The following is a 12,595-nucleotide window of genomic DNA, read 5'->3' as shown; positions in this document are numbered from 1 at the left end:
CGGATGAGTTTTTTCCGTCACATAACTGCCTGCAATTCACCGATCGACGAGGTCTTTCTGCCCTGGCGAATCGATGAGCAGGTCGTCGGTCTGGTGAGGCCTGCGTTCATCGAACACCTGCGCCGTTTCCCCGATGTGTTCGAATTCGGCGACGCGCAGTTTCGCCTGGCGCCCGACCTCGACGGTTTCGAGGCGCGCAGCGAGGCGCTGAACGAAGTCGCACGTGCGTTGTCTGACGCGGAGGTGATCTCACCTTATATGGGCGAGCCCTATGCAGTGACACCGGGCGGGCGCGAGTCGGCCGTGTGCGTGGTCGATCGGGCGGCCGCAGCCTACTTTGGCGTGCACTCTTTCGGTCAACACCTTAATGGTTACGTCAAACGTGCCGATGGCATCTACATGTGGCTCGGTAGGCGGGCCCGCGATCGACTGCTGTTTCCCGGGTACCTCGACAACATGGTGGCCGGCGGACTGCCGCATTCCTTGAGCCTGGAAGAAAACCTGGTCAAAGAATGCGCCGAAGAGGCCAACGTACCCGAAGAACTGGCTAGGAATGCTGTTCCTGTGGGTGCGGTGTCGTACAACAGGGTTGCCGAACGTGGACTACGGCGCGATGTTTTGTACTGCTACGACCTGGCGTTGAGCGACGATTTCGAGCCGCGCAATACCGATGGCGAGGTTGAGGAGTTCATGTTGCTGCCGCTCGACGAGGTCGCCCGCATCGTGCTTGAAACCGAGGAAATGAAGCTGAACTGCAACCTGGTGGTGATCGATTTCCTGATCCGGCATGGCTGGCTGCCGCCGCATCATCCGGAGTACCTCGATTTGGTCACCGGTCTGCGGCAGCCGATGCACCGCCAGGGCGAACAGTAATCCGCAAATTGCCGATATAGACCCTAAACCGGGGAAAACCCGCTGTTTACGGGGCTTTAAACCGCGGTATCGTGCCCTTATTTTCAAAGGCGCTAAACTGCCTGAAGACTTGCTGCAAAGGCCAATGTGCGGCAAGGTGGATTTTCGCGACGGCCCGAGGCCGTAGGTTGTGCGCGGCCGTGCCCGCGACGAGGTGACTGTATGAAGCTGCGAGTTTTGACTCTTTTGCCTGTGGCCTTCTGCCTGGTGACGGGCGGTGCATTGGCCAAGCCGACGACGGTGTCGATCGACGAACTGCGTGCTGACGAGCAGCAACGCCAGACCGCCCTGATCATCACCCAGGTCATGGAAAAGTTTCACTACCGCAAACCGCGCCTCGACAACGACATGTCATCCGCGGTTTTTGATCGTTACCTCGAATCGCTGGACGCCAACCGCAGTTTCTTCAGTGCCGCCGACATCGCGGAGTTCGAGGCCTATCGCGACAAGCTGGATGACAGCCTGCGTACCGGCAAACTCGAGCCGGCGTTTCAGATCTTCCGCCGTTTCCGCGAGCTGGTCGAATATCGCATCGGCTTCGCCACAGATTTGCTCGAGAGCAACGAGTTCAATTTCAATCGCGACGAGCAGTACCAGTTCGACCGCTCCAAGGCCGAGTGGATGCCCGACGGGGCTGCGCTCGACGATCTGTGGCGCAAGCGGGTGAAGAACGACATCCTGTCTCTGCGCCTGTCCGGCAAGGACGAGAAAGAGATTAACAAGACCCTTGGCAAGCGCTACGAAGGGATCGCCCGTCGGGTCAGCCAGATGGCCGCGGAGGACGTATTCCAGGCGTTCGTCAATGCGTTCACGCTGAGCGTCGAACCACACACCAGTTATATGTCGCCGCGCCTGTCGGAGAATTTCGATATCGGCATGCGCCTGTCGCTGCAAGGTATCGGCGCAGTGCTAAGCAACGATAACGAGTTCACCGAGATTCAAAGCACGGTACCGGGCGGCCCGGCCGAAAAGAGCGGTGAACTCAAGAGCGGCGACCGCATCGTCGGTGTTGCGCAGGGCGACGGCGGCGAGATGGAAGATGTCATCGGCTGGCGCCTGCAGGACGTCGTCGATCTGATCCGCGGCCCCAAAGACAGCATCGTGCGCCTCAGCATCCTGCCGAAGAGTCAGGGTATCGGCGGGCGGACGCGCGAGGTCACGCTGACCCGCGACGAGATCAAGCTCGAAGACAAGGCAGCCAAGAGCGAGGTGATCGAGGTTGAAGGCGTGCGCCTCGGCGTGGTCGAGATCCCGGCCTTCTACCGTGACTTCGGCGCGCAAGCGGCCGGGGTGGAAAATTTCCGCAGCACCACGCGCGACGTGCGCGCGCTGCTCGACAAGCTGCAATCCGATCGGGTCGACGGCATCATCATCGACCTGCGTCGCAATGGCGGCGGCTCCTTGTCCGAGGCCACCGAACTGACCGGATTGTTCATTGAGAAGGGGCCGGTCGTTCAGGTCAAGGATTCGTCAGGCAACGTCGAGATCGAGCGCGACCCCGATCCGGAGCAGGTGTATGCCGGCCCGTTGGCGGTGCTGGTCGACCGCAACAGCGCATCGGCCTCTGAGATCTTTGCCGGTGCAATCCAGGACTACAACCGCGGCCTGATCCTCGGTGAACCGACTTTTGGCAAGGGCACCGTGCAGACCCTGGTCGATCTCGGCCGTTTCCTGCGTTCGCGTGACGACATCGGGCGCCTTCGCCTGACCATGGCGCAGTTCTTCCGCGTACAGGGCGGCAGCACGCAGCACCGCGGCGTGATGCCCGACATCGTCTATCCGACCGCCAAAGGTGCGGCCGAGCACGGCGAACGTGCGCTCGACAATGCCTTGCCCTGGGCATCGATTCAGCCGGCGGAACACCAGTTGCTCGGTGTGCAGTCGGTAACCGAACTGCGCGAGGCGTCGGCGCGTCGGATCGCCAAGAACCCCGGTTTCCGTTTCCTGATCGAGGAAGAGGAAGACCTGATCGACCTGGAAAAGCGCAACACCGTGTCGCTGCGTGAATCGGTACGTCGCGCCGAGTGGGATGAACGCGAACAGGTGCGTTTGGACCGTCGCAACCGGCTGCGCGAGTTCCGCGGTCTGCCGGCGCTCGATAATCTAGACGACGCCGATGAAGAGCGTTTCGTATCCGAAGAAGAAAAGGACGAGGAAGGTATCCGACGCATCATGTTGGAAGAGTCCGCCAATATCCTGGCAGATCAGATTCGTTCGACGCGTCCGCGCACCGCATTGGTCAACTGACACCGAACGCAAACGGCCGACTGTCGTCGGCCGTCATCACTTCGCTATTGTTCAGGCTGCGGGCTGAGTGTGTCAGCTATTCGCCGCGTCACCGTGCGGCGTGCTGTTGGCGCTCTTGTGAATCGAGCGGTCGACACCTTTCTCGATCCATTTACGCACCCGATTGGCATCGCCGAACGGCGTCAGCTTGCCGAAGGAGTTCAGCAGCACCAGCACGGTCGGTGTGCCGTTGAACTCGGTATGCATCACCAGGCATCGACCGGCCTCGTTGATGTAACCCGTCTTGGTAATCTGGATATCCCACTTGCCGCTGCGCAACAGGCGGTTGGTGTTCAGGTAGCGCAGCGAGCCGCGACCCTGCTGCGGGCTGACGTACATCTCGGGGCGCGTGGTCGCTTGGCGGATGCCTTCGTATTGCATCGCAGCGAACACCATCTGCGCAAGATCCTGGGCCGATGCCATGTTTCCCGCGTCCAGTCCGGCCGGGTCGACGAACTGCGATTGGCTCATGCCCAGTTCAGTGGCCTTCGCGTTCATCGCCTTGATGAAAGCCCCCAGACCGCCGGGGTAGGTTCGACCCAACGCGGCCGCCGCACGATTCTCCGACGACATCAGCGCCAGCGTGAGCAACTGGTGGCGTGTCAGGCGAGATCCGACCCGCAGGCGCGAGCCGGTCATCTTGCGCATGTCGCGATCGGCATCGGTGATCTCGATCATCTCGTCGCCGGGTAGCTTGGCGTCAAGAATGACCATGGCAGTCATCAGCTTGGTCACCGATGCAATCGGCATCGCGCGATTCGCCTCGCGCTCATACAGCGTGTTGCCGAAGCGGTCCACCACCAAGGCTGCTTTCGAACGCAGATCGAGTTTGGTGGTTTCGAGTTGCTCCCACAGGCGTAGTGCGCGGCTGCCGTTGGGGCTCTCGGCCCAGACGGATGCCGTCGACAATGCAAGTAGGGAACTCAGTGCGGATGCGAGTACAAGCTTACGCGTTTGCATGGCTCTTAATCATGGCTCAGGTTACCTTTGTTCGCAAACCCGGCAGCGATGAAATTGTGCACCGGGTTATAATCGCGCGCCTTCCCTGCCTCTTCGGGAGACACTGTTGCTCAACTCTGTTCGTAACCGGCTGACGCAGCTTGCCGGTGAAGCCGATATTCAACTACTGCGCGATGGCCGCTTCGGGCTCGAAAAAGAGAGTCTGCGCGTTGCCACGACGGGCGGCATCGCATTGACACCGCACCCGAAGGCGCTTGGATCGGCTCTTACTCATCCAGATATAACGACCGATTACTCCGAAGCTTTGATGGAGTTCATCACGCCGCCGATGACCGACGTGCAATCGGCGCTCGACTATCTGGCTGATCTGCAGGCCTACGTCTACCGTCATCTGGATGACGAGATCCTGTGGGCGACGAGCATGCCGTGCGTTCTGGCGGGTGACGAGAATATCCCGATCGCGCACTACGGTACCTCCAGCGCGGGCCGTATGAAACACCTGTACCGGGTTGGTCTGGGTCACCGCTATGGGCGGGTGATGCAGGTGATTGCCGGGGTGCACTTCAACTGGTCTTTCGCCGAGGCGCTATGGCCGGCGCTGCACAAGATCGAAGGGGGCGAGGGCAGCCTGCGGGCGTTTCGCGATGCGCGTTACATGGGGCAGATCCGTAACCTGCAGCGCTACGGCTGGCTGATTCCGTACCTGTTCGGTGCGTCGCCGGCGGTGTGCAAGTCGTTCTTTCTCGGCCAGGCGACCAACCTGCCGTCGTTCGATGAGACGACCTACTATGCGCCCCATGCCACGTCGCTGCGCATGGGCGACATCGGCTACCAGAACAGCCGTGAAGAGGGTCTTGGTATCAAGGCCTGCTACAACGACGTGCACTCGTACGCCGAGAGTCTGCTGCGCGCGACGATGCAGCCGGCCGAGGCCTGGGAGGCGCTCGGGGTGAAGGTCGGGGACGACTACCGGCAGCTCAACGCCAACATCCTGCAGATCGAAAACGAGTACTACAGCACCGTGCGGCCCAAGCAGGTGCTTGAGGGCTTCGAAAAGCCGAGCCTGGCGCTGAAGAAACGCGGTATCCGCTACATCGAGCTGCGTTCGTTGGACGTCAATGCCTATCATCCGCTCGGCCTGGACGAGACTCAGGGACGCTTCCTCGAGGTGTTCCTGATGTACTGCCTGCTGGCCGACAGCCCGTTGGTCAGCGTCGGCGAGAAGCGCGAGATCGACCGTAATCTGCTCGATGTCGCGCACCGCGGACGCGAACCGCGACTCACCTTGTACCACCGCGACGTTCGTCTGCCGATGCGCGGTTGGGCGCTGGAGATCCTCGAGTCGATGCTGCCGGTGTGCGAAGCGCTCGATGACATCGAAGGTGGGGCCTGGTTCGAAGACGCGGTGGATATGCAGATTGCGAAGGTCCGCGATCCGCGCCTGACGCCGTCGGCCACGATGCTCGACGAGATGCGCGACAAGGGCGAGAGCTTCTACCAATTCGCCCATCGGCTGTCGTTCCAACATCAGCGCTATTTCCTGCAGCACGCGCTGTCGCCGGAGCGGATCAAAGAACTCGATGCCGCGACCGAGAAGTCGCTCGCCGAACAGGCGGCGTTCGAAGCCCAGCCCCAAGTCGACTTCGACCGTTTCCTCGCCGACTACTTCGCGCAGACCTGAACGCGTATTCAGCGTGCCCCGCCGCCCGACGCCTTGCGTAGTATCCAGTCCATCTGCCGGGTGCCGAGGAAGCGCCGCAGCACGTTGAACAACACCGTGGGTGTGGTTACCGGGTAACGCGCGCGGGGTCTATCGCTTTCCAGCGCGTGGATCACTTTCTCCAGCACGGCCTCCGGCGGCAGGGTGAAACGGCTGGTATCGCCTTTATGCGCGAGACGCGCCTCCATTGCCCGGTAGTTGTCGCGGTGGGCACTGTTTTCAGCGTCGATGTTCGCCTTGTAGTGGCGGAATGCGTTCTCGCGGAAGCGGCTGCTGATCGGCCCCGGTTCGATCAGGCTCACATGGATGCCGCTGTCGTGCAGCTCCAGGCGCAGCGTGTCGCTCAGCCCTTCGAGCGCGAACTTCGAACAGTTGTAGGCGCCGCGATAGGCCATCGCAACCAGCCCCAGCACCGAGCTGTTGTGAATGATGCGACCTTCGCCGTGGCGACGCATGCTCGGCAAGATCAGGCGCGTCAGCTCATGCGTGCCCAACAGGTTGGTGCGCAGCTGGGCTTCGAGGACCTCCCAGGTCAAATCTTCCACCGCCCCGGGTTGGCCGTAGGCGCCATTGTTGAACAGGCCGTAAAGGCGGCCTTCGGTCGTGGCGAGCACCTGTTCGGCGGCGGTGCGAACGGATTCGGGACGGTCCAGGTGCAGCTCGATTGCCTCCAGGCCGGCCTCGCGCAACGCCTCGATGTCTTCCGGTTTGCGGGCGCTGGCGATCACCCGATGGCCACGTGCGTTAAGACCCAACGCCACGCAGCGGCCAATGCCGCTGGAGCAGCCTGTCACCAAGATCGATCGCTTCTGAATTTCGCTCATAAGAACCAAGGGCCTGTTAACACGACTTGGATGCACCGCGCCGATGGCCGATTTTTCGTCTGGCAAGGCGCGTTGAGCGAAGTTTAGCCGGGCTAAATAAGCGAAACGCAACACTGGCAGAGGGAAAATCGGTCCGGCCCGACGGGTTAAGCCTGAAAGCCAGCGATTCGGCGTTGCTCGTCGTTCATTTAGCCCGCCAAACCTCTCTCCTCGCGCCTGGTCTCGCCGCCTTTCAGGCTTAACGCGGCGCATCCAAGTCGTGCTAACAGGCCCTGGCGTAGAACTAAAGTTTTCGCCGCCACATCCGCTACGCAGCACATGAACTCGCGCCGCCGGCAGGGACGGTGTCGCCGGAGTTCGTTCTCTAGGAGGTTAATCGGTGGATATCGCTACGCTCGTCGGCCTGCTCGGCGGCTTCGGCATTATTATCGGCGCAATCGCCACTGGCGGCGATGTGATGTTGTTCGTCAACGTCCCGTCCATTCTCATTGTTGTCGGCGGCACCTTCATGGTGACCCTGATGCAGGTCTCGCTGGCCGACTTTCTCGGCTCGTTCGCCATCGGCCTGAAAGCATTCCTGTACAAGGTAGACGACCCCAAGAAACTGATCGAAGAAGCGGTCGGCCTGGCCGACGTCGCGCGCAAGAACGGCTTGCTGGCACTCGAAGGCCAGGAGATCTCCAACGAATTCATGCAAAAAGGCATCGGATTGTGCGTCGACGGCCACGATCCGGCGCTGGTGCAGAAGATGCTGACCAAGGACATCGACCTGACCATTCAGCGCCACGAGGTCGGTCAGCGCATGTTCAAGAACATGGCGGTGATGGCACCGGCGATGGGCATGATCGGTACCCTGGTCGGCCTGGTGCAGATGCTGGCGAACATGTCCGATCCCGCGGCGATCGGTCCGGCAATGGCGGTGGCCCTGCTGACCACGCTGTACGGCGCCGTCATCGCGAACGCCTTTGCCCAGCCAATGGCCGACAAGCTCGGCCGCGCCAGCGAGTTGGAGCAGACCAACAAATCCCTGATCCTCGAAACCATCGCCGGCATCCAGGAGGGCATGAACCCGAAGGTGCTGGAGCAACTGCTCGGCACGTATCTACCACCGAAGAAGCGCGTCGAAGGCGAGTGAGGTCGCATTAGATGGCAGACGATTGCCCGAAATGCGAAGAAGGCCTGCCGCCATGGATGGGCACCTTCGCCGACCTGATGTCGCTGTTGATGTGCTTCTTCGTGCTGCTGCTGTCGTTCGCCACGATCGATGCCGTGCGCTTCAAAAAAATGGCTGAATCGATGCGCGATGCGTTCGGCGTGCAGCGCGAGATTCCCGCTGCGGAGATCGTCAAGGGCGTCAGCGTGATCAAGATGGAATGGAGTCCGACGGTTTCCGAGCAGGCGGTGATCACCGAGATCCGCCAGGAGACCAGCGAGGTCGAAGAAAAGCATCTGAAGATGCACGACGCCGAAAAGGACAAGCCCGACGAGGGCGAGAACGAGCAGCAGGAAAAACAGCAGGACATCAGAGATCAGCAGCAGCTGAGCGCCGAACAACAGCAAGACATCGACGAGCAGTTGGCGATGCAGGCGGCGCAGGAACAGATGGAGAAAGACCTGGCCGAGCAGTTTGCCGAACTCCAGGACTCGCTCGATCCCGAGGTAGAAGCCGGCCTGGTCACCCTCGAGAAGAAGGAAGGCACGATCATTATCCGCATCCAGGAGAAAGGCTCGTTCGGTTCCGGCAGCGCCAGTCTGGATCCGGACTTTCACAAGGTGATGGACCGCATCAGCAAGGTGCTGGCGCCCAAGCCCGGCAAGATCATGGTGGCCGGTCATACCGACAATATCCCGATTCGAACCGGGCGTTTCCGCTCCAACTGGGAGCTGTCCTCGGCGCGCGCGGTTACCGTGCTGCATTCGTTGCTGCGCAACAAAGACATCGCCGAGAACCGGGTGGTGGTGCAAGGCTTTGCCGACACCCACCCGCTGGTGGCGAACGATTCGCCGCAGAACCGCGCGAAGAACCGCCGGGTCGAGCTGATCCTGTCGCGTGCGGTCGGCGAAAATTTCGATGACATTCAGGAACTGGGTCCGCAAGGCCCCGAGAGTGGCGAAAATGAGTGACGAACCGACGCAGGCAACGGCCAACGAGGAAAGACGCAGCTATTTTCGTATCGACGACACGGTACGCATGAGTCTGCGGCGCGTACCGCCGGAAGAACTGGCGGCACGTCTGGATCGACTCGATCACGACCTGGCGGGGTCGTTCACAGTGATGTCGAGCCTGACCGCGATCACTGCGCAGATGACCGCCAGCCTGCGGCGGATCGAAAACCGCGACGCCGATCTGGCCGCCTACTTGCGGGCGATCGACCAGAAGATCGAGGTCATCGGGCGCGCCTTCATCGCCCAAGAGCCGGAACTGGCGGCTGAAGCGGCCACCGCCGTCAACCTGAGCGCCGGTGGTATGAGCGCGGTGGTCGACGAGATCTACGAACCGGGCACCGAACTGGAGATCCGTCTGCTGCTGTTTCCGTCTTTCACCGGCCTGATGATCTACGGCACGGTCGTAGAGTGCAGCCCCGTGGAAGAGGGCGAAGGTGGTAAGTATCTGGTCCGCATGGAATTTTCCCATATCCGAGAACAGGATCGCGAGTTGCTGATCCGGCATTTGCTGCGTTGTCAGAGCCGTCAGCTGCGTGATCGCAACGAAGACGAAGAGCTATGAGCCTGCAAAAACCCGATGCCGATGAACTCGCCGAGGCCCTGTGCGCCGCCGATGCCATGCGTGCACAGAATGACGACCCGCACCACGTGGCCATTGCGCTGCACTACCTGAACGATCGCTGCCAGGACCTCGAGTCGCTATTGACGGTGGTCGACCGCTACCTGCGTTTCGGTCTGCCGGAGCACGAATTGTCTGAGATGCGCCTGTTGGTGGATCGTTTGCGCGAAGGCGGTTCGTCTCGCCGCCGGCACTCCAGCGTCGACGACTCGCTGCCCATTTGAGTGAAGCGCGCGCGGCCCCGGCTTGAAATCGAAGCCGATGCCCCAAACTCTGAAAAAGTGTCGGTGATACAGCGGGATATCGCCCCGTCAGGTGGCCCTTTCGGTGGCTGTTGCAGCTTCTCCCGGTAAATCCCGCTGTGATAATATTTCCGCAATACGCACTTTTTGGGGATTGTGATAATGCCTTTCTACGAGTATCGCTGCGGCAGTTGCGGCCATGAGTTCGAGGCCATGCAGAAGATGAGCGATGCCGCGCTCACCGATTGCCCGGAATGCGCCAAGCCCGAGCTGGTAAAACTGATCTCGGCAGCCGGTTTCCGCCTCAAGGGCGGCGGCTGGTACGAAACCGATTTCAAGAGCGGCGCGAAGAAGAACGTCGCTGAATCGAAGGGCAGTGGCGAGAAGTCCGGCGGTCACGCCTGCGGCACCGGTAGCTGCCCGGCCTGCAACTGATTTACGAATAACCTTACAATAGCTTGATCAAAGGCGCCCCGAGATGGGGCGCCTTGTCTTTTGAATTCGGGAAATATGCCATGCGCAGCCATTACTGCGGTGAAGTGAACACTGCACATATCGACCAGACCGTGGAATTCAGCGGCTGGGTGAACCGTCGCCGCGACCACGGTGGTGTCATCTTTATCGATCTGCGTGACCGCAGCGGCTTGGTGCAGGTGGTATACGACCCCGATCTGCCGGATGTATTCGCTATCGCCGAGCAGGTGCGCAACGAATTCGTCGTGCGTGTGAAGGGCCGCGTCCGCGCCCGCCCCGAGGGCACGGTCAACCCCGATCTGCCGACCGGCGAGGTCGAAGTCCTGGGTCTCGAACTCGAGATCCTGAACCGTGCCGAAACCCCGCCGTTCCAGCTCGATGACGATGACACCTCCGAAGAGCTGCGCCTGCGCTATCGCTATGTCGATCTGCGCCGCCCGGTGATGCAGGAACGCATCATGCTGCGTGCACAGACCACGCGTGCCTTGCGCCGTTATCTCGACGACCAGGGCTTCCTCGATATCGAAACGCCGATGCTGACCCGCGCCACGCCGGAAGGCGCACGCGATTACCTGGTGCCGAGCCGTGTACATGCCGGCAAGTTCTTTGCGTTGCCGCAGTCGCCGCAGCTGTTCAAACAGCTGCTGATGATGTCGGGCATGGATCGTTACTACCAGATCGTGCGCTGCTTCCGTGATGAAGACCTGCGCGCCGACCGCCAGCCCGAGTTCACCCAGCTCGACCTCGAGATGTCGTTCATGAGCGAAGACGAGATCATGAACCTGATGGAGGGCATGATCCGCAACCTGTTCGACAGCGTGCTTGGCGTACAACTGCCTGATCCCTTCCCGCGCATGAGCTACGAAGAATCGATGTGCCGCTTCGGATCCGACCGTCCCGATCTGCGTTGCCCGCTGGAGCTGATCGACATCGCCGACCTGATGGACGGTGTCGAGTTCAAGGTGTTCGCCGGGCCGGCCAAAGATCCGAAGGGTCGTGTGGTCGCAATGCGCGTACCCAACGGCAGCACCTTGAGCCGCAAGGACATCGACGAGTACACCAAGTTCGTCGGCATCTACGGTGCGAAGGGCTTGGCCTATGTGAAAGTCAACGACGTCGCGCAGGGACGTGAAGGGCTGCAGTCGCCGATCCTCAAGTTCCTGACCGATGCGGCGATCGACGGCATCATGCAGCGCACCGGCGCGCAGAACGGCGACCTGATCTTCTTCGGTGCCGACAAACAGACGATCGTCAACGAGGCGATCGGTGCCTTGCGCGTCAAGGTGGGCAACGATCTGAACCTGATGGAAGGCGAATGGAAGCCGTTGTGGGTCGTCGACTTCCCGATGTTCGAATGGGACGAAGGGGAGGGCCGCTGGCAGGCCTTGCACCACCCGTTCACGGCACCCAAAGCCGACCAGCTCGATCAGCTGCAATCGGCACCGGGCGAATGCTTGTCGCGCGCCTACGACATGGTGCTCAACGGCACCGAGGTCGGTGGCGGCTCGATCCGTATCCACCAGCAGGAAGTCCAGGAGAAGGTCTTGCACCTGCTGGGTATCGAAGAACAGGAAGCGCAAGAGAAATTCGGCTTTCTGCTCAACGCGCTGAAGTTCGGTTGTCCGCCGCACGGTGGTCTGGCCTTCGGTCTCGACCGCCTGGTCATGCTGATGTGTGGTGCCTCTTCGATTCGCGATGTCATGGCGTTTCCGAAAACCCAGAGCGCGAGCTGCCTGCTGACCCAGGCGCCTTCAGAGGTGTCGCAAGGTCAGTTGCGCGAGTTGCATCTGCGCGTGCGTACGCCGCAGGCGGCGGAGAAGAAGGCCGAAGCCTGATGGCAGGCGGGAATGCGGCACGCGCGATGCTCGGTGTGCCGCAAGCCTGTTTCAGCGGCGCTCACCGGATGCGGTAGCGCCTGCCAGCCAGCCCAATGAGCAACAACACGTATAAGCGTCCTGAATCGGTTCTGATTCTCGTCTGTACGCGCGACGGTGACGTGTTGTTGATGGAGCGCACGCGGCCGCGCGGTTTCTGGCAGTCGGTGACCGGGTCGTTGAACTGGGATGAGACTGCAGCGGCGGCCGCACGTCGTGAGCTGCGTGAAGAAACCGGGCTGAAGGCAGGCCAGCGGTTGATCGATCTGCATCGTGGTGAACGCTTTCCGATCGTGCCGCCGTGGCGGGCGCGCTACGCACCCGATGCCCGCGTCAATCGCGAGCATTGGTTCCTTGTCGAGCTGGCATCGCGTCGCATGATTCGTCTCGACCCCAAAGAACACCGCCAGTATCGCTGGCTGCCGGCCGACAAGGCGGCGCAACTCGCGTCATCCTGGACCAACCAGAAGCTGATCAAGGCGTGGGCCGGCAGGCGCGGCAGCCGACGCCTTCGCTGA

12 protein-coding genes are annotated in these 12,595 nt (G+C 61.3%); 10 read left to right on the top strand and 2 right to left on the bottom strand.

Going from position 1 to position 12,595, the window contains the following annotated elements; all coding sequences use genetic code 11:
* The first annotated feature begins 3 nt into the window (after positions 1-3).
* Positions 4-873: a DUF4743 domain-containing protein gene (locus B1781_RS17715; protein ID WP_078120933.1), complete on the top strand. Its 870-nt coding sequence runs from the start codon at positions 4-6 to the stop codon at positions 871-873.
* A gap of 216 nt (positions 874-1,089) precedes the next feature.
* Complete coding sequence (locus B1781_RS17710; protein ID WP_334223769.1) at positions 1,090-3,159, top strand: carboxy terminal-processing peptidase; 2,070 nt, start codon at positions 1,090-1,092, stop codon at positions 3,157-3,159.
* Between the two features lie 72 nt (positions 3,160-3,231).
* On the opposite strand, the gene pbpG is transcribed toward B1781_RS17710, so the two are convergent.
* Entirely contained in the window at positions 3,232-4,158 is a 927-nt protein-coding gene (pbpG, locus tag B1781_RS17705; protein WP_078120931.1) for a D-alanyl-D-alanine endopeptidase, read from the bottom strand.
* 106 nt (positions 4,159-4,264) lie between these two features.
* Between pbpG and gshA the strand changes: the two genes are divergently transcribed.
* Positions 4,265-5,839, top strand: a complete 1,575-nt coding sequence (gshA, locus tag B1781_RS17700) for a glutamate--cysteine ligase (RefSeq protein WP_078120930.1) — start codon at positions 4,265-4,267, stop codon at positions 5,837-5,839.
* Positions 5,840-5,847: 8 nt separating this feature from the next.
* On the opposite strand, the gene B1781_RS17695 is transcribed toward gshA, so the two are convergent.
* A complete protein-coding gene (locus B1781_RS17695) occupies positions 5,848-6,702 on the bottom strand; it encodes an SDR family oxidoreductase (protein WP_078120929.1) in 855 nt (284 codons plus the stop codon).
* 379 nt (positions 6,703-7,081) lie between these two features.
* Between B1781_RS17695 and pomA the strand changes: the two genes are divergently transcribed.
* From pomA to nudB, 7 genes are all read left to right on the top strand, one after another.
* A complete protein-coding gene (pomA, locus tag B1781_RS17690) occupies positions 7,082-7,837 on the top strand; it encodes a flagellar motor protein PomA (RefSeq protein ID WP_078120928.1) in 756 nt (251 codons plus the stop codon).
* 11 nt (positions 7,838-7,848) lie between these two features.
* Positions 7,849-8,826 (top strand): MotB family protein, encoded by a 978-nt coding sequence (locus B1781_RS17685; protein WP_078120927.1) that lies wholly within the window; start codon positions 7,849-7,851, stop codon positions 8,824-8,826.
* Positions 8,819-9,430 (top strand): PilZ domain-containing protein, encoded by a 612-nt coding sequence (locus tag B1781_RS17680; RefSeq protein WP_164513446.1) that lies wholly within the window; start codon positions 8,819-8,821, stop codon positions 9,428-9,430. Before B1781_RS17685 ends, B1781_RS17680 begins: the two co-directional genes overlap by 8 nt.
* The gene (locus B1781_RS17675; protein WP_078120925.1) at positions 9,427-9,711 is read left to right on the top strand and encodes a hypothetical protein; all 285 of its coding nucleotides are present in this window, start codon (positions 9,427-9,429) and stop codon (positions 9,709-9,711) included. The genes B1781_RS17680 and B1781_RS17675 overlap by 4 nt, the downstream gene beginning before the upstream one ends.
* Before the next feature lie 180 nt (positions 9,712-9,891).
* Entirely contained in the window at positions 9,892-10,164 is a 273-nt protein-coding gene (locus tag B1781_RS17670) for an FmdB family zinc ribbon protein (RefSeq protein WP_078120924.1), read from the top strand.
* Between the two features lie 80 nt (positions 10,165-10,244).
* Positions 10,245-12,038, top strand: coding sequence for an aspartate--tRNA ligase (gene aspS, locus B1781_RS17665; protein ID WP_078120923.1), 1,794 nt, complete (start codon positions 10,245-10,247; stop codon positions 12,036-12,038).
* A 95-nt stretch (positions 12,039-12,133) separates the two neighbouring features.
* A complete protein-coding gene (gene nudB / locus B1781_RS17660; protein WP_078120922.1) occupies positions 12,134-12,595 on the top strand; it encodes a dihydroneopterin triphosphate diphosphatase in 462 nt (153 codons plus the stop codon).

The sequence above is a fragment of the Thiosocius teredinicola genome (assembly GCF_002009425.1).
Classification (GTDB): Bacteria; Pseudomonadota; Gammaproteobacteria; order Chromatiales; family Chromatiaceae; genus Thiosocius; species Thiosocius teredinicola.
The sequence above is the reverse complement of the archived record's forward strand: the minus strand, read 5'-3'. Positions and strand labels throughout refer to the sequence as shown.